The sequence below is a fragment of the Synechococcus sp. KORDI-52 genome (assembly GCF_000737595.1).
Taxonomy (GTDB): Bacteria; Cyanobacteriota; Cyanobacteriia; order PCC-6307; family Cyanobiaceae; genus Parasynechococcus.
The window spans coordinates 185,573-207,900 of sequence record NZ_CP006271.1 but is presented as its reverse complement, the minus strand read 5'-3'; the positions used below and the strand labels follow the sequence as shown (position 1 = coordinate 207,900).

23 protein-coding genes and 1 pseudogene are annotated in these 22,328 nt (G+C 62.3%); 12 read left to right on the top strand and 12 right to left on the bottom strand.

Going from position 1 to position 22,328, the window contains the following annotated elements:
- The first annotated feature begins 13 nt into the window (after nucleotides 1-13).
- From leuC to KR52_RS01145, 3 genes are all read left to right on the top strand, one after another.
- Nucleotides 14-1,432: a 3-isopropylmalate dehydratase large subunit gene (leuC, locus tag KR52_RS01155; protein ID WP_038551429.1), complete on the top strand. Its 1,419-nt coding sequence runs from the start codon at nucleotides 14-16 to the stop codon at nucleotides 1,430-1,432.
- Nucleotides 1,432-2,046: a 3-isopropylmalate dehydratase small subunit gene (locus KR52_RS01150; RefSeq protein ID WP_038551426.1), complete on the top strand. Its 615-nt coding sequence runs from the start codon at nucleotides 1,432-1,434 to the stop codon at nucleotides 2,044-2,046. Before leuC ends, KR52_RS01150 begins: the two co-directional genes overlap by 1 nt.
- A gap of 64 nt (nucleotides 2,047-2,110) precedes the next feature.
- A complete protein-coding gene (locus tag KR52_RS01145; RefSeq protein ID WP_038551424.1) occupies nucleotides 2,111-2,545 on the top strand; it encodes a pentapeptide repeat-containing protein in 435 nt (144 codons plus the stop codon).
- Here the strand turns inward: KR52_RS01145 and KR52_RS01140 are convergent, their stop codons facing one another.
- Together KR52_RS01140 and KR52_RS01135 are read right to left on the bottom strand one after the other, a co-directional pair.
- Nucleotides 2,546-5,365, bottom strand: coding sequence for a DUF3769 domain-containing protein (locus KR52_RS01140; protein WP_253912427.1), 2,820 nt, complete (start codon nucleotides 5,363-5,365; stop codon nucleotides 2,546-2,548).
- 158 nt (nucleotides 5,366-5,523) lie between these two features.
- Nucleotides 5,524-5,643 (bottom strand): photosystem II reaction center protein I, encoded by a 120-nt coding sequence (locus KR52_RS01135; RefSeq protein ID WP_006042333.1) that lies wholly within the window; start codon nucleotides 5,641-5,643, stop codon nucleotides 5,524-5,526.
- 64 nt (nucleotides 5,644-5,707) lie between these two features.
- Between KR52_RS01135 and KR52_RS01130 the strand changes: the two genes are divergently transcribed.
- Nucleotides 5,708-8,647 carry a glycoside hydrolase family 38 C-terminal domain-containing protein gene (locus KR52_RS01130; protein ID WP_038556669.1) on the top strand — a complete coding sequence of 980 codons (2,940 nt, stop codon included), beginning with the start codon at nucleotides 5,708-5,710 and terminating at the stop codon, nucleotides 8,645-8,647.
- Here KR52_RS01130 and psbN read toward each other — a convergent pair.
- Nucleotides 8,635-8,775 carry a photosystem II reaction center protein PsbN gene (psbN, locus tag KR52_RS01125; protein WP_011363291.1) on the bottom strand — a complete coding sequence of 47 codons (141 nt, stop codon included), beginning with the start codon at nucleotides 8,773-8,775 and terminating at the stop codon, nucleotides 8,635-8,637. The two genes, KR52_RS01130 and psbN, sit on opposite strands and share 13 nt — an antisense overlap.
- Before the next feature lie 84 nt (nucleotides 8,776-8,859).
- On the opposite strand from psbN, the gene psbH reads away from it, so the two are divergent.
- The 4 genes from psbH to KR52_RS01105 are packed head-to-tail and all read left to right on the top strand — an operon-like array spanning nucleotide 8,860 to nucleotide 10,189.
- Nucleotides 8,860-9,060 carry a photosystem II reaction center phosphoprotein PsbH gene (gene psbH / locus KR52_RS01120; protein ID WP_006849996.1) on the top strand — a complete coding sequence of 67 codons (201 nt, stop codon included), beginning with the start codon at nucleotides 8,860-8,862 and terminating at the stop codon, nucleotides 9,058-9,060.
- Nucleotides 9,061-9,069: 9 nt separating this feature from the next.
- Nucleotides 9,070-9,300, top strand: a complete 231-nt coding sequence (locus KR52_RS01115) for a TatA/E family twin arginine-targeting protein translocase (RefSeq protein ID WP_038551417.1) — start codon at nucleotides 9,070-9,072, stop codon at nucleotides 9,298-9,300.
- 14 nt (nucleotides 9,301-9,314) lie between these two features.
- Entirely contained in the window at nucleotides 9,315-9,932 is a 618-nt protein-coding gene (gene pth / locus KR52_RS01110; RefSeq protein WP_038551414.1) for an aminoacyl-tRNA hydrolase, read from the top strand.
- Entirely contained in the window at nucleotides 9,932-10,189 is a 258-nt protein-coding gene (locus tag KR52_RS01105; RefSeq protein ID WP_038551411.1) for a DUF3146 family protein, read from the top strand. The genes pth and KR52_RS01105 overlap by 1 nt, the downstream gene beginning before the upstream one ends.
- On the opposite strand, the gene KR52_RS01100 is transcribed toward KR52_RS01105, so the two are convergent.
- Genes KR52_RS01100 through rph form a run of 4 tightly spaced genes read right to left on the bottom strand, consistent with a single transcriptional unit; the run spans nucleotide 10,173 to nucleotide 13,308 of the window.
- Nucleotides 10,173-10,613, bottom strand: a complete 441-nt coding sequence (locus KR52_RS01100) for a resolvase (RefSeq protein ID WP_038551408.1) — start codon at nucleotides 10,611-10,613, stop codon at nucleotides 10,173-10,175. The genes KR52_RS01105 and KR52_RS01100 overlap by 17 nt on opposite strands.
- Nucleotides 10,610-11,761, bottom strand: coding sequence for a DUF3084 domain-containing protein (locus KR52_RS01095; protein WP_038551405.1), 1,152 nt, complete (start codon nucleotides 11,759-11,761; stop codon nucleotides 10,610-10,612). The genes KR52_RS01100 and KR52_RS01095 overlap by 4 nt, the downstream gene beginning before the upstream one ends.
- A gap of 27 nt (nucleotides 11,762-11,788) precedes the next feature.
- The gene (gene ntcA / locus KR52_RS01090) at nucleotides 11,789-12,505 is read right to left on the bottom strand and encodes a global nitrogen regulator NtcA (protein WP_038551401.1); all 717 of its coding nucleotides are present in this window, start codon (nucleotides 12,503-12,505) and stop codon (nucleotides 11,789-11,791) included.
- 59 nt (nucleotides 12,506-12,564) lie between these two features.
- The gene (rph, locus tag KR52_RS01085; protein ID WP_038551398.1) at nucleotides 12,565-13,308 is read right to left on the bottom strand and encodes a ribonuclease PH; all 744 of its coding nucleotides are present in this window, start codon (nucleotides 13,306-13,308) and stop codon (nucleotides 12,565-12,567) included.
- A 145-nt stretch (nucleotides 13,309-13,453) separates the two neighbouring features.
- Between rph and KR52_RS01080 the strand changes: the two genes are divergently transcribed.
- Complete coding sequence (locus KR52_RS01080) at nucleotides 13,454-14,053, top strand: cob(I)yrinic acid a,c-diamide adenosyltransferase (protein ID WP_038556667.1); 600 nt, start codon at nucleotides 13,454-13,456, stop codon at nucleotides 14,051-14,053.
- Entirely contained in the window at nucleotides 14,053-14,646 is a 594-nt protein-coding gene (gene dcd / locus KR52_RS01075; protein ID WP_038551395.1) for a dCTP deaminase, read from the top strand. The genes KR52_RS01080 and dcd overlap by 1 nt, the downstream gene beginning before the upstream one ends.
- Before the next feature lie 10 nt (nucleotides 14,647-14,656).
- Here dcd and thyX read toward each other — a convergent pair whose 3' ends face one another.
- Together thyX and KR52_RS01065 are read right to left on the bottom strand one after the other, a co-directional pair.
- On the bottom strand, nucleotides 14,657-15,379 hold the full coding sequence (thyX, locus tag KR52_RS01070; RefSeq protein WP_038551392.1) for an FAD-dependent thymidylate synthase: 723 nt from the start codon (nucleotides 15,377-15,379) through the stop codon (nucleotides 14,657-14,659).
- Between the two features lie 44 nt (nucleotides 15,380-15,423).
- Entirely contained in the window at nucleotides 15,424-15,999 is a 576-nt protein-coding gene (locus KR52_RS01065; protein WP_038551388.1) for a thioredoxin domain-containing protein, read from the bottom strand.
- A gap of 78 nt (nucleotides 16,000-16,077) precedes the next feature.
- Here KR52_RS01065 and KR52_RS13445 point away from each other — a divergent pair, with 78 nt between their 5' ends.
- Nucleotides 16,078-16,566, top strand: coding sequence for a hypothetical protein (locus KR52_RS13445; RefSeq protein ID WP_371257690.1), 489 nt, complete (start codon nucleotides 16,078-16,080; stop codon nucleotides 16,564-16,566).
- Nucleotides 16,567-16,659: 93 nt separating this feature from the next.
- On the opposite strand, the pseudogene KR52_RS15320 reads toward KR52_RS13445, so the two are convergent.
- A pseudogene (locus KR52_RS15320) lies at nucleotides 16,660-16,974 on the bottom strand (transglycosylase SLT domain-containing protein); the annotation flags it as partial.
- A gap of 1,708 nt (nucleotides 16,975-18,682) precedes the next feature.
- On the opposite strand from KR52_RS15320, the gene glmM reads away from it, so the two are divergent.
- Nucleotides 18,683-20,077: a phosphoglucosamine mutase gene (glmM, locus tag KR52_RS01055; RefSeq protein ID WP_038551386.1), complete on the top strand. Its 1,395-nt coding sequence runs from the start codon at nucleotides 18,683-18,685 to the stop codon at nucleotides 20,075-20,077.
- On the opposite strand, the gene KR52_RS01050 is transcribed toward glmM, so the two are convergent.
- Together KR52_RS01050 and KR52_RS01045 are read right to left on the bottom strand one after the other, a co-directional pair.
- Nucleotides 20,064-21,017 (bottom strand): BadF/BadG/BcrA/BcrD ATPase family protein, encoded by a 954-nt coding sequence (locus KR52_RS01050; protein ID WP_038551383.1) that lies wholly within the window; start codon nucleotides 21,015-21,017, stop codon nucleotides 20,064-20,066. The genes glmM and KR52_RS01050 overlap by 14 nt on opposite strands.
- Nucleotides 21,014-22,327: an IctB family putative bicarbonate transporter gene (locus tag KR52_RS01045; protein WP_038551381.1), complete on the bottom strand. Its 1,314-nt coding sequence runs from the start codon at nucleotides 22,325-22,327 to the stop codon at nucleotides 21,014-21,016. The genes KR52_RS01050 and KR52_RS01045 overlap by 4 nt, the downstream gene beginning before the upstream one ends.
- Nucleotide 22,328 lies beyond the last annotated feature (1 nt).

Sequence of the window (22,328 nt, the reverse complement as noted above, 5' to 3'; positions counted from 1 at the left end):
TGCGGCTGAACTGTTGAGTTCCGGCACCCTTTACGACAAGGTGTGGGATCTGCATCGGGTTGCGGAGCTTCCCGGTGGATCCATCCAGCTGTTTGTCGGTCTGCATCTGATTCATGAGGTCACCAGTCCTCAGGCCTTTTCCGCACTGAAGGACAAGGGCCTGAGCGTGCGCTGTCCTGAGCGCACGGTGGCCACGGTGGACCACATCGTGCCGACCACCTCCCAGGAACGGCCATTCGCCGATCCGTTGGCGGAAGAGATGCTCAGCACCTTGGAGCGGAACTGCCAGGAGCACGGGATTCCTCTCAACAACATCGGCAGCGGTCGGCAGGGCATCGTTCACGTGATTGCCCCGGAGCTCGGACTGACACAGCCCGGGATGACGGTGGCTTGCGGTGACTCCCATACGTCCACCCATGGCGCCTTCGGAGCGATTGCCTTCGGGATCGGCACGAGTCAGGTACGCGACGTGCTGGCCAGCCAGAGCCTGGCGATGAACAAGCTCAAGGTGCGCCGGATCCAGGTGAATGGCCTCCTTTCGGACGGGGTGTCGGCCAAGGATCTGATCCTTCACGTGATCCGCCGCCTTGGTGTGAAAGGCGGTGTTGGTTACGCCTATGAGTTCGCCGGGTCTGCCATCGAGGCGTTGTCAATGGAAGAGCGGATGACGCTCTGCAACATGGCGATCGAGGGTGGAGCCCGCTGCGGTTACGTCAATCCCGATCAGGTGACCTTTGACTATCTCAAAGGTCGCCCCTATGCCCCCACGGGTGACGCCTGGACCCGCGCTGTCGCCTGGTGGAGCTCCCTGGCGACTGACGCTGATGCAACGGTGGACGATGAAGTGGTGTTTGATGCGGCTGCGATTCCGCCCACGGTGACCTGGGGTATCACTCCCGGGCAAGGTCTGGGAATTGATGAAACCGTCCCCAGCCTCGACCAGCTGGATGCGGGTGAGCGTCCGATCGCGGAAGAGGCTTACCGCTACATGGATCTGCAGCCAGGTACGGCCATTGCCGGCGTTCCTGTGGATGTCTGTTTCATCGGCAGCTGCACCAATGGTCGGCTCAGCGATCTCCGTGCTGCCGCCGACGTGGCCCGCGGGCGCCAGGTGGCCGCGGGCATCAAGGCGTTCGTGGTTCCAGGCTCGGAGCAGGTGGCGAAGGCTGCTGAAGCGGAAGGTCTGGATGCGGTGTTTCGTGCCGCAGGCTTTGAATGGCGGGAGCCTGGCTGCTCGATGTGTCTGGCCATGAATCCGGATCGACTTGAGGGACGGCAGATCAGCGCCAGCTCCAGCAATCGCAATTTCAAGGGTCGGCAGGGATCGGCCAGTGGCCGGACGTTGTTGATGAGTCCAGCGATGGTGGCCGCCGCTGCCGTGAACGGTCATGTGACCGATGTCCGTACTTTGATCTCTCCGTCCGCATCGTGATGGCTCTCTTCCCGACTGGTCCGATTGAGCAGGTGAGTGGAACGGCCATTGCCCTTCCAGGTGAAGACATCGATACCGATCGGATCATTCCGGCACGGTTTCTCAAATGCGTCAGCTTCGAGGCGCTGGGCGACCAGGTGTTCGCTGATGACCGTCTGGAGCTCTCCGGCGAGCATCCCTTTGATCAGGCCCGCTATCAGGGTGCCTCGATCCTGGTGGTGAATGGCAATTTCGGCTGTGGTTCCAGCCGTGAGCACGCGCCTCAGGCCTTGATGCGCTGGGGAATCCGCGCGGTTATCGGTGTCAGTTTTGCGGAGATCTTCTATGGCAATTGCCTCGCCCTGGGCATTCCCTGTGTTGTGGCAGCGCCTGACCAGATCAAGGCCATTCAGGCCAAGGTGGATCGTGAACCGGATGGCTCCTGGCAGCTGGATCTCGCCACTTTGCAACTGACTTCATCGGAGTCCAGCTGGCCTGTGACGATCGAAGCTGGTCCTCTGGACATGCTGCGCAGCGGCCGCTGGGATGCCACGTCTCAGCTTCTGGACCATGGCCCCCAGGTTGCAGCGTTGATGAAGACACTGCCTTACATCAACCGATTCACCGCCGATTAACGGTCAATCGCGACTCCTGTGTCTATGAAAGAGATAGGCGGTTGCGTGAGGAGGCTGCGTCTCAATGGCCCATGTGTTGTCGCGGTTGTTGTTGCCGGTGTTGATGGTTGCGGCTGCTGCTCCCGCTGGTGCGGTACCGCTTCTGGTTCAGCCCCACGATTCACTGGATCGCAGTTGTCCCGGTTGTGATCTGCGCCATGCAGACCTGCGTCAGACCCATCTCATCGGTGCTGATTTTCGGGGCAGCGATCTACGCGGCGCCGATCTCAGGGAAGCGAATTTGGAAGGGGCTGATCTGACTGGGGCTTTGCTGGAAGGGGCTGACTTGCGTGGAGCCAACCTCACCAATGCGGAGTTGTCTGGCGTGGATCTGCGTGGTGCCGATTTGCGTGATGCCCGGGTGATCAATGCCTATGCGCCCAACGCAAAGACCTCCGGCATGCGCTATGCCGGAGCTTCACTGTTCGGAAGCGACCTGATCATTGGGGGTGGTGAATGATCAGAAGGGTCGATCTGCGTTGGTTGTCTTCATCCAGTTCGTTGGCGTGTACGGCACGAAGGGCACCCCTGTTCCTTTGAAGTCAAAGTCGTTGAGCCTGAAGCGAACGCCACCAATGCCTTCGTAGGGATTGAAATAGATCCCCACGTCGTAGCTGCGTCGTTGCCAGCGCAGTTCGATGTTCGAGTTGACTGTTCTGCCGTAGAACTCCGAGCCGGGATCGATGTTGTAGCTGACGCCTGTGCTGAGGACGACCGGCCCCACGATTTGCTGGGTCAGACCGACGCCAAGGGTGGCAAGATCAACGTTCCGATCGAAGGCGAAAGGGCTGTTGCCGTTTTTCAGGGAGCCGCTGCCGACAATCGAGATCTGTGTGAAATCGAGAAAGGGCTTGCTGAAGGTGCCCAGGGTGATGGTGGGCCCTCCGCTCAGACTCAGGGTTTCCTGGTGAAGTCCATCGCCATAGACGGCAACCGAGGTGTTCACGTTGGTGTTCAGGCGCAGCCCTGGGACGATCGGGACTGGGGAGTAGCGATAGGCCGCTGTCGGAATCAGCTCTGCGGTCTTCCCCTTCATCAGGGGAAACTGGCTGGTGAGCGAGGCATAGAGACTGCCACGCCCGCTGCGCAGAAGGCGATCACTGTTGAACCGTTCCGCCTGGTAGTCCCCCACTGCACCGCGAATGAGGTACTCGTGGTCGGCCTCCCCTGTTGACCAGCTCCCCCGGGTCTGGGCATAAACGCCGTAGGCCGCATTGATGTCGGTTTCACCGAGGGAGCCATTCCAGGTTCGATAGCGGTAAGCCCCGAACAACTTGGCTTCGAGGACCCCCAAGCGCCCCAGGTTGATGTCGCGGCCGAAGTTTCCCCAGAAGCGACTGCTGCTCAGGATGTCTGCCGGATCAAGACTGCTCATGTCGGCGTCGGCACTCAGTTGGTAGTTCCCATACCGGCCACGAAGTTTCGCCTCCAAACCAAACAGATCTCCGGCGCTGTTGAAATCGCCGTCGATGGCGCGCTGGACCATGAACTGCGGTTGAACGGATAGTTCCGTGCTGGAGCCGATGGTCAGCGGTCTCAGGTTGCGTCCTACAAACAGTCCGCCGCGGTCGTCATTGTCGATGCCAACAACCAGGCGGTTCTCGACTTCCTCCTCCTTTTGGATGAGCTGCCGACGGGTCACGGGGACGGGCAGTCGCTCTTCGACGATCAGGCGGTTGCGACGCGCTGAGATCAGCACATCACCGTTGCTTTGCTCGCGAGCGATCACATCCTCTGCGTCGATCCTGGTCTGCGCCGGGGTGAAAGGATCGTTGCTGAAACCCATCCGATCGGCTTGCCAGCCATCGGATGTGATCAAGACCTTCGAGGCTTGCACCCTCCAGCGGCTGATCGTGCCATTCAGGAGATTCGTGCTTCCGAGGCTCTTCAGTTGAGGCACTTTGACCACCCCGAAGCGGTTTTCATCCCTGACTGAGGAATTCAGGCGTTGAACGGGGATGCCGCTGCGTCGCTCGATGCTGAAGCTGCCCTGGAAATCGACGTCCGAGATGCGCTGGTCAATCGCGGCGATCGCCTCGGTGCGCATGGCCTGCTGCTGAGCCGGGGGCATCGCTGGTGGGTCAGGGGTGCCATGGCTGGAGACATGGCGCTGGGGATCCCCTCCATCACCGAGGGCAATCGAGTCGAGACGGTCGGAGAGGGAGGAGGGCTTGACGCGCTGGTCGCGATCCGGGTCATCACACTCAGGCAGGGGCGGCATCATGACGCTTTCCGGCTTGGGTGTATCCCGACCCCAGCGGTAGCGCAGGCCGAGTAGGTAGGCATTACTCCCCTCGGTGACACCTGCGTAGGTGCCGAAGGCCCCGGAACGGTGGTGAATTCGGCCAACGAGCGAGAGGTCGGAGGACACAGCAGCTTCGACTTCGAAGCCGAGATAGTTCAGCAGCTGGGTGTAGTTCTCGCGGAATGTTTTCTCGTAGAGGCTGACATCGGTGTTGTAGCTGATGCCCTCAACGAAGCTGAAACTCAGCCAAGGCTGCACCCAGATCCGCGCACCGATGCCCAGAATGCCCTCGCCGAAGCTCTGGGCGGGTAGGTCGGCGAAGGGCTTGTTCTGGTTGAACTCGCCCCCCCGCTGCTGCTTGGCAATGTGGCTGAACAGGTCAGCCTCGAGTTCAATGGCCAGTGGACCTGCGCGCATGATCCGCCTCTGCAGGCCCACACCCAGCACGGCCTCCGGTCGCATGCGGCCGTTGAACAGGAAGGTGTCGCCAAAGGCGGCGTCAATCATCTGCCCCCCCCAGGCCGTGACCGCCCAGGGCTGTGGATGCCAGTCGGGAATGGGAGGAAGAAGCGGCGGACAGGCCACCGGGGGCATCGTGTCGCTGTTTGCTCGGATCTCTTCCGTTGGGGCTCCGTCTGGTCCTGACGTGGACGGTGTTTCAGGGATTGGCGATGCTGTTGAAGAGCTCGTTAATGGATTGGTAACAGGCTCCTCGAGATCGATGACCCCGTAGACGTCATTGAGCTGACCCTGGTTTTGGACGAGGTTGTAGCGGAAACTCGAGGCTTGAAAATATTGGTTGCCACGCCTGAAACGAACGGCGCCGCGGGCGTAGAGCGTGCGAAAACCAGCATCAAATTCAATGCGATCGGCGTGGAGTTCCGCATCGCCGAGCTGAACGCTGACGTTGCCTTCGGCAATGGATGCCTTGGACTTGGAATCGGTGAACTGACGATCAGCCCGAATCTTGAGGCGCTCCGGCGCCTGAGCAAGAGTCGACGACGTCTGATCAGCCGAGCTGGCTGAAACGGGCAATGCCGAAACCGAACCTGTGATCAGGATCCCGGTTAAGAGGAGAGGAAGGCGGTTCGCCGCCAAAGGAATTCTGCTGAGAGCTATGAGCTTGCCAGCTCATAACAGGAATCCCAGTTCGATCAGACCAGTGCGTGGCGCGGTCTGTTCGAGAGGTTGACTCAATCTTCCAGGTCCTTGCGGCTGGGGGTTCGGCTGGGATCGCTCGCAAGAAATCCGAACACGAAGATGCCGAGGAAGAAGAAGACGACCGAGTAAACGGAGATCTTGAGGGCGAGCATGGAGACCGACCGGCGTCTGAGAGAAGGGCATCATCCTATGGGGCATGACAACGTCAGCAGGGCAATGGACCCTGATCAGGTCGGTCGATCGGAGTGGATTGAAACGTTTCGCAGTCGCTCGCGTCGTGATCTGCGAGCCGGTTGGTACCGCTCAGGCACGCCCCAGGCCGATGGTTTTCTCAATGAAACCTGGGGATCAACGCACCGTCCGGACTGGGCCAAGCGTGGTCTGCTGATCTGGCCAAGAGGCCGACAATGGTTGCGGCTTCAGCAGCGGTTGAGCTGGCCAGACGGCTGGTCTGACAAGGCGTCTGGCCATGCCCGGCTGGTGCTGAGCTGGTGGGCCGAGCAGATGCGGCTCTGGGTGGATGGTGTGCTGGTGCATGAGGGGGATCTTTTCGATACTGCTTGTCGCTGGCCACTGCCCGAGCGATGTCGCCAGGGGGCTGCGCTGGATCTTGTGCTGGAGCTCTGTAGCCCCTTGCATGACGATGGAGCTCTGATCAGCAGTCATCTCGATCTCGAGCCGCAAGCCGGTGGCCCCGATCCAGAGGGCACCTTGTTGCCTGCGGCCTTGGACCTGCATCTGGCGGCGGACGGAGACCTGCCGCCGCATTGGGCGGATCTGGATCCCAGCAGTGCTGAGGCGCAGGCCGCTGTTGCAGCGCACCTGCATCAGGTGCCCCCCCCGCGAGGGGCGTTGCATTGGCTGGGTCATGCCCATCTCGATCTCGCCTGGCTCTGGCCGGTGGCCGACACCTGGCAGGCCGCTGAACGCACCTTTCGATCGGCCTTGGCCCTGATGCGTCGCTGGCCCGAGCTGCGCTTTGCCCATTCCACTCCAGCGCTTTACGCCTGGATGGAACAGCATCGGCCTGCTCTGTTTGCTGAGATCCAGGCGGCCAGCCGCGCCGGCCGTTGGGAACCGATCAATGGCCCCTGGGTCGAAACGGACTGTGTTCTGGTCAGTACGGCGTCGCTGTGGAATCAATTCGCGATCGGGCAGGACGACAGCCGTCGCCGTTTCCCGGAATGGGCCCATGAGCTGGCCTGGTTGCCGGACAGCTTTGGCTTCGCTGCTGGCCTACCTGCGGTGGCAGCAGCCACCGGTGTGCGCTGGTTCTGCACGCACAAGTTGGCCTGGAATGCCGAGAACCCCTTCCCCCATCGCGTGTTCTGCTGGCGCGGGCGGGGACGATCCGAGCTGCACAGCCTGATGCTTCCGCCGATCGGGCGCCGCGCTGACCCTGTGGAGATGCTCGAGGAACAGCGGGCATGGCATCAGGCCACGGGCCTGGAGACGGCCCTCTGGATTCCGGGTGTTGGTGATCACGGAGGTGGTCCGACCGAAGAGCTGCTCGAACAGATCGAGCTCTGGGAGGGCCAATCGACTGCCCTGCCCACCCGAGCTGGCACGGTGCGTGAGTTTCTGAAAGGGCTGGAGCGGGACGATCAGGCCTGGCCGGTGTGGCGGGATGAGCTCTTTCTGGAGTTGCACCGCGGTTGCGCCACCAGCAGGCCTGATCAGAAGCGGCACAACCGCACCTTGGAACAGCTTTTGCGGGAGGCCGATGCCGCGTCGGCCCTGTTGGCCATCACGGGCCGGGACAGCCGCAGCAGCGATTGGCGCCCGCTGTTGTTTCAGCAGTTTCATGACATTCTTCCGGGAACCTCGATCCCTGAGGTGTTTGAGCAGGCCGAACCGGTCTGGCGTGCGGCCCGGCGCCAGGCCCGCCGGGAGCGCGACCGGAGGCTGGCAAGGCTGTCCCTTTCGCAGGTCACGGCGGGGGACTGGAGTTGGTGGGGTCTGCAGCCTTTGGCCTCCTGGTCGCCTCTGGTTCGTCTTCCGGCGGGATCGTGGTCAGCCCAAGCCGTTGCATTGCCCCAGCAGGCCGCCGCTGGTGGTGGCACCTGGGTGCAGTTGCCACCTCAGCACGGGACCTGTTCTGTGCCGCTCCGGAGTGAACCAGGGTTGGCGTCCTGCGCTGCTGAACCCCGTCACCCGGTGGTCATCACGTCGCTGGGGGCGGGGGCTTGGCGCGTGGGCAATGGTCTGATCGACCTTGACGTCTCCGCGGCAGGACTGCTGGCTCTGCGGGATCGCGATGGCCGGAATCAATTGTCGTCCCCCCTGCAATTGGAGCGCTATCGGGACCGCGGCGAATTCTGGGATGCCTGGGATCTGGCGGCGGACTACCGATCTCAGCCCCTGGGCGTGGTGCCCACGGATTGCATGGAATGGCTCGATCAGGGCCCCCTGGTGGCCCATGGGGTGTTGCGGCGCCAGCTTGGTGCCAGCCGCATGCGGCTCGACCTGCGGCTGAAGGCCGACACGCCGTGGCTTGAGCTGATCTGCAGCATCGACTGGCGTCAGACCCACGAGTTGTTGCGTCTGGATCTGCCGTTGGCGACTCCCGCCGTCCGCATTGCTGCCGACACCAGTGGAGGGGTGATCGAACGGCCGGCTGAGCCGATGACGGCTCGGGAACAAGCCCGCTGGGAGGTCCCCGTGATCTCCTGGTTCGCCTCGCAGTCGGCGGCTCCCGGAGGCGGGATGGCTGTGCTGCTGGACGGTCCCCAGGGGGTTGATTGGTCTTCAGACCGGCTTGGTGTTTCGCTGCTGCGCGGTCCGACCTGGCCTGATCCGAGTGCCGATCAGGGGTGGCATCGCCAGCGTTTGGCCCTCATGCCGTTGTCTGGCTCCTGGAGCGATGCGGGTGTGCCGCAAGCGGCCATTGCCTTCCGCGAGCCGGGATGGTGTCTGCCTCTGCCTGCAGCGCTGCGTCAATGGATCCCAGCGCTGCCGCTGCAGCTCACACCGGTGGCTTTGAAGGGCCATGGGGGTGATTGTCTGCTGCAGCTGCTCAATGCGGGATCGTCGCGCTGCCGCTGGACCCCTGGAGCGGGGTGGAGTGTGCGCAGGGAATCTGATTCAAGTGCTGCTGATGCCGTGGTGATCGCCCCGGGAGAACTCGTCTCCTTGGTGCTCGGTCAGTCCTCGTGATCGTCGAACGGGTCGTCGAGTGCTTTTGAGGGCGGGCCGAAGGCCTGGTAAACGCCAAATCCGGTGAGTCCGAACAAAACGGCGAGCACGCCAATGGCGACTGACAGGGCTGGGGACGACGTTTCCATCACATCTCTCGACAGGATCAACCCCGAACCGGAGTCGGCCCCTACAGTATCGGGACTTCAAACCACCCGAGACCCGGCGTCGCCATGGCCCAACGCACCCGTCTGGGAGACCTTCTCCGCCCCCTTAACTCCGAATACGGCAAGGTGGTTCCCGGATGGGGCACCACTCCCGTTATGGGCATTTTCATGGTGCTGTTCCTGGTGTTTCTGTTGGTGATCCTCCAGCTCTACAACAAGTCCCTGATCCTTGAGGGCATCAACGTGAACTGGAACGGCCTGGGCTGATCTGGACGTATGAACATCTTCGGCGTCGGTCTCCCCGAAATGGCGGTCATCGGCGCCGTTGCCCTGTTGGTTTTTGGTCCGAAGCGGCTCCCAGAACTAGGTCGTACCTTGGGCAAGACCTTGAAGGGTTTTCAGTCGGCCTCCAAGGAATTTGAACGGGAGATCAACAAAGCCATGGCTGAGCCGGAAATGCCTGACGACACGGTCAAACCGGCTGAAGAACTTCCCCCCAGCGACTGAGTTGTTCCAGCGGTATGACCACTGATCTCAAGCTGGTGGTCGGACTGGGCAATCCAGGGACCAAATATTCCGGAACACGTCACAACATCGGCTTCATGGCGTTGGAGCTTCTGAGTGACCGTTCTGGATTCAGTTTTCGGCAGCAAGCCAAGCTGCATGGTCTGGCCGCCGATACAGGTGTGGGGGATCGACGTTTGCGCTTCTTGATGCCACAGACCTACATGAACGACAGCGGTCGGGCGATCCGTGCGGCCCTCGATTGGTTTGGGCTTGAACCGCACCAACTGCTGGTGCTGGTGGACGACATGGATCTTCCCCTCGGTCGCCTGCGGCTGCGGGCTCAGGGTGGAGCTGGTGGTCACAACGGACTGCGCAGCACCATTCAGCATCTCGGAACCCAGGCCTTTCCGAGATTGCGGATCGGCATAGGTGCACCAGCTGAGAACCCTGCCGAGCGTCGAGCCCGAACGGTGTCCCATGTTCTTGGTCCCTTCAGCAAGCTGGAGCAACCCTGTGTCGAGGCGGTTCTTGATGCTGTTCTGGAGGCGATCGAACGTCTTCAGCGCCAAAGTTTTGAGCGCGCTGGAACTTGGATCAACGGGTTCCGCCATGACCTGGAGTGCAACGACTGATGCCGGCGCTTCCGGCGACAACAGCCCATCTGCGGGTGCTCCGCCAGTGTTTTCAGGCCAAGTGTGTGGAGGGCGAGGTTTCGGCCGGTGGCTTCGAGTGGCAGTTTTCCTGGGGGTTTGACCGGGGTGAGCTGGTGGTGGAACCGTCCTTGGGACGGGCTCTGATCGAGGATGCCCTACGCCGGTTCCTGGTGCGATCCGATTACAAGCTTGAACCGGGAGGTGACTACACCTTCATGGTCAGGGCCCGGTTCTGAGCACGAACTTTGGGGCCGGCTCTGGCCATCGCAGGTGGCATTGAAGGTGCTCTTCCAGCATCACCAGGGCGGCAACAGCATCCAGGTCCACCGGTGGAATGCGCAGCCCCGTCGGCAGGACTCGGCGCCAACCTCGAGCGGGCCATAGCGTCCAGTACCGCTGTCTTGCCCTCAGGGTGCTTCCCTGTTCCGGAATCACCGTGAGGCTGCCCAGGCGTTTGAGCCGTTTGATCCATGCCTGGCTTCCCGTGCCATTGCCGATCAGGATGCGGTCCAGAGGTTGGTCTTGATTCCACCGCTCCAGCCAGGGTTCCACGGCCTCTGGGGTGAGGAGGTGGCCCTCGCGGACAAGTCCAAGATCAAGATCGGCCAGCACCAGGCCACACTTGCAGCGGCCTGGATCGAGCACCGCAACCCGCTTCATCGGGAGGCCTCAATCTTGACGACCACAGGATCGGCGCTCTCGCTGACCCCAGAAGCAATCACCTTCAAGATCACGCTTTGGCTGGGCTCTTCCATCAGACTCTGGGCCAGTTGAGAGACGGCCGATCCATCAAACTGCAGCCCTTCCGTGAGGGATCCCCGCCGTTGCACCTCCGCATAGGCCGAAGCCAGGAGAAGGTTCAGGCGTGTGCGGATGCTCTCCGGAGTGCGTTCATCCTGTTGCAGTGTGGTGGTGGCCAGCACGTCCCCGCTTTGCGCCACCCGACGGTTGGGACGCACCTCGGGGAAGGCGTACACCGCCGTTTCGCCGCGCAGCACATTGGTGGCGGAGCGCAGTGAGATCACCCAGGTGTCCGGTTCTCGGATGATGCTTTGCAGCCGTTGCACGTCGCTGCGGGGGACGCGGATCAACTGGCGTTTGGGGGCTTCACCCGGCCTCACCTTGGCGTAGGCATTGAGATTGGCTTCCTGAAGCAGCCTGTCGACAGCGAGTTTTGCTTGCTCTGGAGCGTCGAGCCGAACCGTTGCTCGCGCCAAGGTCTGTCCGCTGCTGATCACCACCGACCCACGTCTGAGGGCGACCAGATTGCGTTCGAGATCCTTGAGTTCCTGCTCACCGGATCGGATGCGGCTGCGCACACTCTTCAATTCAGCTTCCGTTCGCTGGATATCGGCATCGCGGGAGGCGATATCGCGGGTTAATCGTTCGCGCTCGGCCTCGAGTTGGGCGCGTTCGTCCTGAAGCGGAGCCAGTTCAAGGCGCAGGGTGTCCGCCCGTTGCTGCGCCTGCTTGAGCTCAGCAGCAATCCGCTTGGTGTCCGTTCGGGTCTTGTCCCGTTCCCGTTCGGCTGCATCGAGCTGCCGTCGGCTGTCCTGGAGCCGGGCTTGCAGAGCATCAAGTTCAAACAGTCCCACCCTCAGCTGGCGGCTCACCAGCAGCAGCAGGCCGAGCGACAGTGCGCTGATCAGGCTGCCAGTCAGCACTGTGATCAGAACGGCGGTTCGCCGCGGGCGCATTTTGAACAAGCTCAGCCTGGCTTTGCCAACGCGGCTGCCCAACCGGTCACCCAGGGTCGACAGCACGCCTCCGAGGACCAGGAGAACGAGGATTAACGCCCAGCCGCTCATGGCTGCACCTGTCGGTCGCGTTGCTGTCTAGCTGAAGCGTTTGGCCAGAGCGATCGGATCCAGAACGGTGATTTTTTTGCGATCAATCTGAACCAGACCGGATTGGCGCAAGTCTCCCAGCAGACGCGTGATTGTGACGCGGGTTGAGCCAATCGCTTCAGCGATGGCTTGATGCGACAGGCGCAGATCGATGGTGATGCCCAGCTCATCGGCCACGCCGAAATCTCTGCACAGCACCAGCAAGAAGCTCACCAGACGCGAAGACATGTCCCTGTGGGTCAGGGTTTCGATCATTGTTTCGGTCTGAAGAATCCGGCTGGACAGGCCCTGAAGCAAGCGCAGCCCAACGCTGGTGTCCGCTTCGATGGCGGCCTTCACGGATGTCGCCGGTGCTGTCACCATCTCAACCCTGGTGAAGGCCACTGCGTGATAGAAGCGATCGGATCGTTGACCGGTCAGCAAGGAGAGCACCCCGAAAAGGCTGTTCTCGCGGAGCAGGGCCACCGTGATCTCTTCGCCTGATTCATACACGCGGGAGAGGCGAACAGCTCCCCGGCGGATCAGATACACCCGTTCGGCGGGATCTCCGGGAAAAAAGATTGTCTTGTTGCGGTCCACCAGCTCACTGCTGGCGCCATCCAGATCGCGGATGATCTCCAACAGGGAGCGATTGGCCGGCTCTGGACTGGGAGCTGGAGCCACCATCTGTGGGGCGTATCGGCTGAAACCTCGGCTACTGGTCATGACAACCCCCCTGATGAAGCGAAGTTACGGAGCCATCGGTGGCCGCCATGTAGCCGTTATTACGTAAAGCTGCTGTGCTCGTTCAAGGCTCCATGTTGCGCCTGCATCAAGGATGTCAGGCCCGGCTCCGCAAGATCCAGCAAATCATTGAGCTGGCTGCGGCTGAAGGGGGCTCCTTCCGCTGTTCCTTGAATCTCCAGCAGGCGACCATCGCCAGCCTGCACAACATTCAGGTCCACCTCAGCCCTGCTGTCCTCGCTGTAGTCGAGATCCAGCAAGGCTTCGCCATTCACAAGGCCGACGGACACGGCAGCCACCTGGTCGACCAGGGGTGATTGTTCCAGCACTCCTTGCTGCACGAGCGACCGGCAGGCCTGTTCAAGGGCCAGCCAAGCCCCGGTGATCGACGCCGTCCGGGTGCCGGCATCGGCCTGGATCACATCGCAGTCGATCAGCAAGGTGCGCTCCCCAAGGCGCTCCATGTCGATCACGGCGCGCAGGCTGCGGCCGATCAGCCGTTGAATCTCCTGCGTTCGGCCCGACAGTTTCATCAACTCTCGGGATTGCCGCTGCGGCGTGGAGCCCGGGAGCAACCGGTATTCGGCGCTGAGCCATCCCAACCCCTCTCCCTTGCGCCAGCGGGGGACCTTCTCCTCCAGGCAGACGCTGCAGAGAACAGCGGTTCGACCGGTGTGAACCACTAGGGAGCTCAAGGCAAACCCCATGGGATTCCAGCTCACCGAGAACGGTCGCAACTGCCGCGGGCTTCGACCATCGGTGCGGTGTCCAGGTGGTTGGCTCATTGGTGGTGTGCAGTTGTTCAAGCCTCGCAGGCGGTTGGTTCTCGCCCTGTTCAAACACCATGGGTGGTGTCAATCCCCTTGTGGAATGTCATCTCGCCGCTACATTCAAGGTCTTGCCGGGGTCGCCCGGACGGATGTTGCCGCGATGACCACAAGCCTTGTCGACCCCCAAGCCTTCCAGAACTCCCTGGATCGGGATCAGCAGGCTCTGCAGCGCGCCGGCTTCACTTCCTTGCCTGCCGTCTCCGACCCACCACCTTTGTATGTGGTGGCACCCGAAGGGCAGTTGCAGGTGCACACGGCGCCCTACCGAGGCAGTTTCGCCAGTGTGCTCAGCCAAGCCATGCGTGCCGCCGGCTTGGGCAGTCGTGTTCTGATCAGTCAGTTCCTTAAAGGGGGCGTGCAACAGGGACCCGCCGGTCGCGTTCAACTCTGTGGCGGCCTTGTCTGGCTGCGGCCCGAGGTGCCTCTCTGTCTCTCCTCGCCGGATCATCCCGGTGGTGCGGAAGCGGTGGCTGCGGTTTGGGCCATCTGCCGTCAGCACCTGATCCAGGGTGATCTCGATCAACTGGTGCTGGATGAAATCGGCCTTGCTGTGACTTTCGGATACCTCAATGAGGCGGATGTGATTGAGGCCCTTGAGCAGCGGCCCGCTTCGATGGATGTGATCATCACTGGACCTGCAATCCCCTCCGGTGTGGTGGAGATGGCAGATCAAGTCACGGAGTTGCGCCGAGGTTTCTGATGCTCAAGTGCGATCGCTGGATCACTGAACAGGCCGGACAGGGCATGATCGAGCCCTTCCAAAGTGGCCTTGTCCGTCATCTGGATCCGGAGCAGAAGCTGCGCCCCGTGCTGAGCTTCGGTTGTTCCTCCTATGGCTATGACCTGCGCCTGTCTCCCCAGGAATTTCTGATCTTCCGGCATGTGCCGGGCACGGTGATGAACCCCAAGCGGTTCAACCCGGCCAACCTGGAGCCCACCCCGCTGCATGAAGATGACGACGGGCGCTACTTCATACTTCCGGCGCATTCCTATGGCCTTGGCGTGGCGTTGGAAAAGCTGAGGGTTCCCCCCAACATCACCGTGATCTGCTTGGGCAAGAGCACCTATGCACGCTTGGGGATCATCGTGAACACCACTCCAGCAGAAGCCAGCTGGGAGGGCCACCTCACCCTTGAATTCAGCAACAGTTCTGGTGCTGACTGCCGGATCTATGCCGATGAAGGCATCTGTCAGCTGTTGTTCTTTGAAGGTGATCCCTGTTCAACCACCTACAGCGATCGACAAGGCAAATACCAGCATCAGCCGGAACGGGTGACCCTGGCCAAGGTTTAAATCGCTTGATTCACGGGGCCAGTCGTGCTCGGTGCAGCCTGGTCTTTTCGTACCAGGCCGCAAATTCAGGGGCCCACGCCACCATGTGGGGCCACATCAGATCGCAGAGCTGGCGGATCTCAAGTTGGGCATCGAGCTTGGCCCGCAGATCCATGAAGTGCAGGAATGCCCGCAGACTGAAGCTCACCACGAAATGCTGGCGGTAGTCGAAGGGAAGGATGCCGCGGGCATGTTCTTCGGCGAAGCCGGCCTTGAGAAGGTCTCTGTAACGCTCGGCGGCGCTGCGGCACAGCTCTAGATCCTGGTTGCGCAGCGCTTCGGTGTAGGCGTATTTCTTGCCCTGCCGGTCGCTGTACTCCCCGACGGGCCTTAGATAAAACACCTCCTCAAGGTCGAGGGCCCCATCCGCTGCGCGACAGATGCGGTCGCCGGTGTATCGCATCGATTGCACATCGAAGCTCACGCCGACGCGGTGGGTGCGTGCCTGCTGCATCACCGAGTGCGGGAACCAGCCCACGTTCAGCACAATCTGGGCGTGTTCCATCGGGCCGTAGTGGCCCCGCTCTCCAGACAGCAGACGTTTGACGCAGATCTCTCCTGCCCGTTGCTCATCCGGCCAACTCGCACGGTCTCCGGCCACAAACCCTTCGCTGTAGTCCTGATGCATGGCGGCGTACACGCATTGCTGCGGGTTCGGCGTGGCTGCGATCAGATCGACCCGAAAGCGGTCCATGGGGGCGTCGGAGTGACGAGTTGCGGTGATCATGGCGAGGCGTGTCAACCATGGCTTCGGGGCCCGGCTGTGGGTTGGCTCGACGCTCCAGCCAAGGCACGGTCAGCGGAGCCAGGAGGCGTTAGCCGGCTGATGGTGCCGACCCCAGGCAGGGCGGGTAAAGGCTGATCCTCCAGCAGTGCTGCACGCAGCAGTTGCAGTTCTTCAGCACTGCGCAGGCCAAGGGATCGACCCCTCGGCTCTCCCTCGGCATTGAACAGATTCAACTGGGGGATGCCGTTGACGTCGTAGCGATCAACCAGATCTTGCCAACGGGGGTTATCGACGTTCACCAGAACAACATTGAGTTGTTCTCGGGAGGTCTCCTCCAGTTCCAGCATTGAGGGTGCCATTTCTCTGCAGACCTGACACCAGTCCGCGTAGAACTCCATCAGCGTTGGACGTCCGTTGGTCAGTGCTGTTTGCGGGTCGAGGGATTGTCTCGCCAGCTGTTCCATCGGGCTTTCGCTCTGAATGCCACCGCGCAGGATCACAAGACCGAGGGCCAGAGCAACCGCGACGGCAACCAGCACCCATCGCTGTGCTGTGCCCAGGGGCGAAGACTCTGGGGACCCTGTCATCGCACTTCAACCGAAGCAGTCACTCTGGCAGCTCCTCCGAAAGGCTGCCGCTACCTTGACTCCATGCCATTTCTCCGATTGCTGAGCCTTCCTGTTCGGGCACCGATGCTGACGGTGCTGTTTCTTGTTGCGCTTGTGCTCGGCCACCATTGGCAGCTTGTTCAGCCCAGTTTCACGTCTCTCTACGGTGTGAGTGCGGCCTGGTTCTGGTGCCTTGTTGTCCTGCAGGCCCAGGTGGTTGTCATCTTCTGCACAATGCCGGATCTGTTGTTGCGACAGGTGTCGTTGCTGATGGCGTCCAGCCGGGTGATGACGTTGGTGGTCACGCTGCTTGTGGTGATCACCGGTGGCCTTTATCTGATGAAGCTCAATGTGTTCACTGACGTGCTCATCCTGGCGTCAGCCTTGCTGTTGGCCAGGCTCGATCTCATCCGCATTGGCGTTTTGCCCGCTTCCGGTATCTGCTTGCTCTGGATGAGTGTTGTCGTGATCGGTGGCATTGCCACGGCCACGCTGCTGCCGCAGCCCACGCTCAGCTTGGTCGCAGAAGGCTTGAGACTCACCTGAATAGCCGAGCAGGTTGTCGAGCACTTTCTTGGTGTAAAAGCGCGTTTCGGGGTAGGGAATGCGCTCCACCCAGAGCGCGGCATCATCCGCATCTGTGGGCTGTGGCCATCCGCTGACTGCACCGGGCCCGGCGTTGTAGCTGGCAATGCTGCGCAAGGGGTCGTTGTCCCAGCGCTCCAGCAACTGGTTGAGGTAGCGCGCGCCAAGTTCAATGTTGTTGGCGGGATCCTTCAGCATCAGCATGCTGGTGGGTGCGCCAGCCATTTCCGTGGCCGTGGAGGGCAGCAGTTGCATCACACCAACGGCCCCAGCAGGGGAGACGACTCCAGGTGCGAAGCGCGACTCCTGTTTGGCGATGGCCCGCAACAGGTTGGCTCGAAGACCTTCTCGCTCTGCCGCTGTCGTCATCTCAGCTTCGAAGAGACGAGGGAATTGGTTGCGATGAAGAAGGCTCCGTTGCTGGCAGCTGGGGTCACGCCAGCGCAGGCTGAGCCACCACAGCTGATCCAATCCCATCCAGGTGTCCCCGAGGGCCAGGCGCAGCCTGCCCTCGGTAAGACGTTCCTCGGGTGGCGGGATGATCGCAGGATCGTTCTCGGCCTGCCAGGCCTCCCAGGCGGCGTGCGCCTGGCCCAGGCGCCAAAGCTCGTTCACCAGGGCGTTCTGGCTGTTGAGGGGTTGCCAGGTTGGGGGGTATTGCTCTTGTTCTGGGGAACGCAAATCCAGGGGTTCGGCGATTCCAAGCCGATCCATGGCGTGCCATCGGTAGTAGCCCGCTGGGAAGGACCTGATCAGGTGGCGCCAGGTGCGTTCCGCCATGGCCGTTTCGCCGAGTTCGTTTTGGCTGAGCCCCAGCCAGAACAACCGTCGTGCTTCCAATGGTGGAGGCAGGGGCCCATCCTTTTCGCGGCGTTCCAGCAGGTTGCGTGCACGATCCCAAGTCCCAGCAAGAAAGGCCTTGCGGGCCAGGTCCCATTGGAGTTGCCAGACATCGGGATCATGGGGCCATCGGTTCAGGACGGCCGCCGCGCCGTCGCCGTCGGCCAGTCGGACGCGGGCCGCGGCAACGGCGGCCGAGTGCCTCTGCACAGCTGCCGGCAGGGCATCCAGCACTTCGGGGTCTGGATCAAGCGGTTCGCTCAGGATCCGCGCCGCTTCAAGGCTGGCGGGGTGGTCAGGATGGTGTTGCGCCAGGGTCAGAAGCTGCTCTGTTCCCTCCTCAGGGTTGCCATGCAGCAGCAGGGAGCGACCGATGGCCAGCTGGGTCTCCGGGGTGACATCGATCCCCTGGAGGCAGTCCAGTGCGGTTTCAGGATGGCCTCGTTTCGCCACGGCCTGGGCCAGGATCTGACGCTGATCGGGCTGGGGTGCCTGGGGTCCTGCGGCTTGGCAGGCGTTCCGCATCAGCGCCAGGGCCCCTGGCTGCCGCCCATTCCAGCGGGCTAGGTGCAGGGCTCCTTGATGGTTCAGCAGCTGTTCGGACCCATTGCCTGCTGCCAAGGAGAGCGCTGCCGGGTGGGCGGGTTGCCGCCGCAGCAACTGCTGGTGAAGCACGGGGTTGGTCTGGCCGAGGGCCAAGCGAGCCCAGGCAGAACCGGGCGCTTCGGGAAAGCGATCCAGCAGGCGTTGCCAGGTGTGTTCGGCCACGGATGTCTTGCCCTGGGCAGCGGCGGTGAGGGCTGTTCGTTCGAGCACCACCGCAGCGATTGGAGCGCGCCCCCAGCCTTGGCCGTTGAGCAGTTCATCTGATTCATCTCTGGCCACCATCAACAAAGCGGCTTCTCGCCGGGTCTGCGGATCGATGGACCAGCGGTAGCGCTGCCAGAGCTGCGCTTGCGAGAGCTGTGGGGTGAGGGGTTGATGAAGCCTATTCAGCAGTTGCTGCCCACCCCATGCAGCCAATCCACTGAGACTTGCGACGGAGAGGAGCAGCAGTGTTCCGATTCGCGGCCCTGCCTGCACACCCAACCTTGAACTCGTTGCATTCTGATGCTCTGCAGAGGAATGGCGAGTGTTGTCTCGGCCGAGATGACGCTGAGGGCAGAGCTGCACCTGTCACGTTCCTGCGGACCAGCGTCAGAGGCGCTCCCTATGGTGCTGTCCACGATTGAGACCGATGGTTCAAAAGGCGTGCTCCCCGATCGGCCCCGCTCTCGGTGACGCTGCGCCAGGGTTTGGTACTGATGGGATCCGTGGGCTCGCCGGCTCCGTTCTCACCCCCGCCTTGTGTCTCCAGGTGGGCTACTGGGTTGGCCGGGTTCTGCAGGCGGACGGCCCTGTTCTGATCGGAATGGATTCCCGGACCAGCGGCAGCATGGTGGTGTCGGCCTTGACAGCCGGATTAACGGCAGCCGGGCGCGATGTGTGGGCCCTGGGCCTGTGTCCCACACCGGCGGTTCCGCTGTTGATTCGTCAGCTTGGTGCTGCCGGTGGCCTGATGGTGTCCGCCAGCCACAATCCTCCCGCAGACAATGGCATCAAAGTGTTTGGGGCCGATGGTGCCAAGCTCAGTGCCCCCCGTCAGGCCCAGGTGGAGGCAGGCCTGAAGGGCCAGCTTTCCGGGGTTGAAGATGGTGCATTTCGTTGCGGCGTGGCGCGCTCCAGCGCCGATCTCCTCGATGGCTACCGGGAGGTGTTGCAGCAATCGGTGGCGGATCGCCGGCTCGACGGCGTCCCCATCGTGCTCGACCTCTGCTGGGGCTCGGCGACAGCCTGTGGTGCGGATGCCTTCAGTGCCTTGGGGGCTGATCTGACCGTGCTCCATGGGGAACCCGATGGCTCCCGCATCAATGTGGCTTGTGGTTCAACTCATCTGGAACCGCTGCAGCGGGCTGTGATCGAGCGCGGCGCGGCGATGGGGTTTGCCTTCGATGGTGATGCCGACCGGATGCTGGCGGTGGATGGCTGTGGTCGCATCATTGATGGAGATCACGTGCTCTTCCTCTGGGGATCCGTGCTGCAGGATCAGCAGGCGCTCCCCGATCAGCGGTTGGTGGCCACCGTGATGTCGAACCTCGGCTTCGAGCGCGCCTGGCAGCAGCGGGGCGGCAACCTCGATCGAACACCGGTGGGAGACCAGCACGTCCATGCGGCGATGGTGGCCAGTGGCGCTGCCCTTGGTGGCGAACAATCAGGCCATATTCTTTCGGCTTCCCACGGGCTGTGTGGCGACGGCGTCCTGACTGCTGTGCAGCTGGCCACCCTGTGCCATGCCCAGGGCATCACCCTCAGCGATTGGCTGGACCGCAGTTTTCACGCTTATCCCCAGAAACTGGTCAATGTGCGTGTGTTGGACCGTGCGCGACGCAAGAACTGGAGCACGTGCACCCCTCTGACCGACGCCATTGCCTCGGCGGAGCAGTCGATGGGCGAGACCGGTCGCATTCTGGTGCGAGCCAGCGGCACGGAGCCTGTGCTGCGGGTGATGGTGGAAGCGGAGCAATCAGCAGCTGTCGAGCATTGGACGGGGCATCTGGCCGCTGTTGCAGAGGACCATCTCAACGTGGCCTGACGATCAAGTCCTCCGCCATCAGCAGTGCGCCATGGCAGGCATCGCCCCTGGCCTCACCCCAGCGGGCGTTGGGAATCGATTGACGGATGCTCTGTTGCACGGCCGTTCGGAAACCCATGAGATGAGTGATGGCTCCCCCCTGGCAGATCACCAGTGGGCAGACCAGCGAAAGACGCCGGGCCACGGTGTTGACACCGCTCGAAAGGCCTGCTGCTGATCGCTTGACGATCTCCTCTGCACCTGAGCAGCCCATGTTTGCCGCGTCCACCACCAGGGGAGCCAGAGCAGCGAACTCCGCCGTGCCGAACTCGGCCTGCACCACCCGGGCTTTCACGGCTGCATGGCTGTCGCATCCCATCCGATTCCAGATCAGTTGCCGCAGGGGATGGTCGGGCAGACGTCCATCGGCCATGCGCAGGGTCAGTTGCACGCCCTGGTGGCCAAGATCAAAGGCTGAGCCGGCTCCATCCAGCAGCCATCCCCAGCCGCCACAGCGGTGTTCATGGCCGCTGTTGTTTCGGCCCACGATGATCATTCCCGTGCCGCTGATCACCAGGATTCCTGCACCTTCCGGGATCGCACCTCGTAAGGCCGTGCGTTCGTCTCCGGTGACCAGCACATGGTCCAGTCGGACGCCATCGCCGAGGCTCAGTGCCTGGCGCACCAACCGTTCGGCGCGCTGTTGCAACGCCGTGCCATGTTCGATGCCGCTGGCTCCGACAACGGCCGCCTGGATCACGCCATCGGGGTGATCCCTAAGCGCCTGCTGCGCGCTGGTGCGGATCGCCTCGAGAAAACGGTCCTCACCACGGGGGGCATCCAGATGACTGACACCAGGCCCCTCGCCTTCGCCGACAGGCTGATGCAAGCCGTCTCGAATGAGGTTGAGGCGGCAGCGGGTGTGCGTCTGCCCTGCATCGAATCCTGCGAGCAGCTTCATGGTTCCCCGGGTCGACTCACCAGGGTGGCCAGGGCAAACCATCCGATCACTTGGACTTCGGGGCGGAAGAAGATCGTGTCGGTGCTGCCCTGCATCAGCAGACCAGCTATGGCGGCGAGGCTGGCGATGGCTGCCAAGGCGCTTGGCCCGTCAGTGTTGAGTTGCTTTAGTCCCTGCCGCAGGCTGCTGACCAGCATTCCCAGGGAGGCCAGCAGCCCGGGAATGCCGGTTTCCACCAGGATCTCCAAGGGAACGGAGTAGGCACTGAGGGCGTTGAACTTCGGCTGCTGATACAGGGGATAGATGCTGTTGAACGCCGCATTGCCAGGGCCGATACCCAGCCAGGGGCGGTCTTGCACCATCTGGATCGCTGCCATCCAGACGTTGATGCGGAAATTGTTGGAGCTATCTCCGCGTCCCGCCAGCAGGCTGGTTATGCGTGTGCGGATGGGATCGATCTGGGTGGCCGCCACCACCAGACAAGCGGCTCCAACCACCAACACGGCAAGGGGCACCAGACGTCTCCAGACCAGGGGCCAGTGGCGGGTCCAGCGCAGCAGCAGCAACAGCAGCAGCACGGCGCCGGCAGCCACCATCCCAAGCCAGCCCCCACGGCTGTAGGAGAACAGCGTGGCTGTTCCCGCCAGCACCAATGTGGTGCCGGCCAACAACCGGGCTCCCACACCCCGCCAACGCAGCAGAGCAATCGCTGCGAAGGGAATCAGCGTCAGCAGATAACCCGCCAGGAGATTGGGGTTCCCCAGGGGTCCATAGATCCGAATGGTGCCGGCGCCGATGGAATTCGGATCCGCCCAGCCGGCCAGGTCCTCGCTGGAGGCATAGAGCTGACGCAAGGCGAGAACGCTGCTGAGCAGGCCGCCACTCAGCAGTCCGGCGACCAGCCGGTCCCACCATCGCCCGTTGCTCAGCAACAGTTTGCAGAGCAAGGCATAGACACCCAGGTAGCTGAGCAGTTTGACCAGGCCTTTGCTGGCGGCGATCGGAACCGGCGAAAATCCTGTGGCCACAATCGCGATGGCCAGAAAAAGCATCAGCCACAGTGAGATGGCCCCGATGCGATGGGGCGGACTACAGAGGCTCCAGAGCAGCCAGAGGGCGCCGCAGGCTGCAATCACCAGAGCCAGGCCCGGGCGTGTGAGCACCGGAAGACCCGTGAGCAACACCAGCAGGAGAATCCCCGCTAGTCCTTCCAGGCGGTGCAGCACTGCCGGAGCCGGCGCGATCAGCCCCTGCCAGCGCCCCAACACTGGACCACCGCTCGCCGCCGGGGTTGCGTCCGCAGAGGCCATC

Coding starts and splice junctions, on each gene's coding strand:
- KR52_RS01045 (WP_038551381.1), bottom strand. CDS start 22,327: ATGGCCTCTGCGGACGCAACCCCGGCGGCGAGCGGTGGTCCAGTGTTG.
- pth (WP_038551414.1), top strand. CDS start 9,315: ATGACCACTGATCTCAAGCTGGTGGTCGGACTGGGCAATCCAGGGACC.
- KR52_RS01135 (WP_006042333.1), bottom strand. CDS start 5,643: ATGCTCGCCCTCAAGATCTCCGTTTACTCGGTCGTCTTCTTCTTCCTC.
- rph (WP_038551398.1), bottom strand. CDS start 13,308: ATGAGCCAACCACCTGGACACCGCACCGATGGTCGAAGCCCGCGGCAG.
- glmM (WP_038551386.1), top strand. CDS start 18,683: ATGGTTCAAAAGGCGTGCTCCCCGATCGGCCCCGCTCTCGGTGACGCT.
- KR52_RS01065 (WP_038551388.1), bottom strand. CDS start 15,999: ATGACAGGGTCCCCAGAGTCTTCGCCCCTGGGCACAGCACAGCGATGG.
- KR52_RS01115 (WP_038551417.1), top strand. CDS start 9,070: ATGAACATCTTCGGCGTCGGTCTCCCCGAAATGGCGGTCATCGGCGCC.
- KR52_RS01145 (WP_038551424.1), top strand. CDS start 2,111: ATGGCCCATGTGTTGTCGCGGTTGTTGTTGCCGGTGTTGATGGTTGCG.
- psbN (WP_011363291.1), bottom strand. CDS start 8,775: ATGGAAACGTCGTCCCCAGCCCTGTCAGTCGCCATTGGCGTGCTCGCC.
- KR52_RS01095 (WP_038551405.1), bottom strand. CDS start 11,761: ATGAGCGGCTGGGCGTTAATCCTCGTTCTCCTGGTCCTCGGAGGCGTG.
- KR52_RS01150 (WP_038551426.1), top strand. CDS start 1,432: ATGGCTCTCTTCCCGACTGGTCCGATTGAGCAGGTGAGTGGAACGGCC.
- KR52_RS01050 (WP_038551383.1), bottom strand. CDS start 21,017: ATGAAGCTGCTCGCAGGATTCGATGCAGGGCAGACGCACACCCGCTGC.
- KR52_RS01130 (WP_038556669.1), top strand. CDS start 5,708: ATGGACCCTGATCAGGTCGGTCGATCGGAGTGGATTGAAACGTTTCGC.
- dcd (WP_038551395.1), top strand. CDS start 14,053: ATGCTCAAGTGCGATCGCTGGATCACTGAACAGGCCGGACAGGGCATG.
- KR52_RS01080 (WP_038556667.1), top strand. CDS start 13,454: ATGACCACAAGCCTTGTCGACCCCCAAGCCTTCCAGAACTCCCTGGAT.
- thyX (WP_038551392.1), bottom strand. CDS start 15,379: ATGGACCGCTTTCGGGTCGATCTGATCGCAGCCACGCCGAACCCGCAG.
- KR52_RS01100 (WP_038551408.1), bottom strand. CDS start 10,613: ATGAAGCGGGTTGCGGTGCTCGATCCAGGCCGCTGCAAGTGTGGCCTG.
- ntcA (WP_038551401.1), bottom strand. CDS start 12,505: ATGACCAGTAGCCGAGGTTTCAGCCGATACGCCCCACAGATGGTGGCT.
- KR52_RS01105 (WP_038551411.1), top strand. CDS start 9,932: ATGCCGGCGCTTCCGGCGACAACAGCCCATCTGCGGGTGCTCCGCCAG.
- psbH (WP_006849996.1), top strand. CDS start 8,860: ATGGCCCAACGCACCCGTCTGGGAGACCTTCTCCGCCCCCTTAACTCC.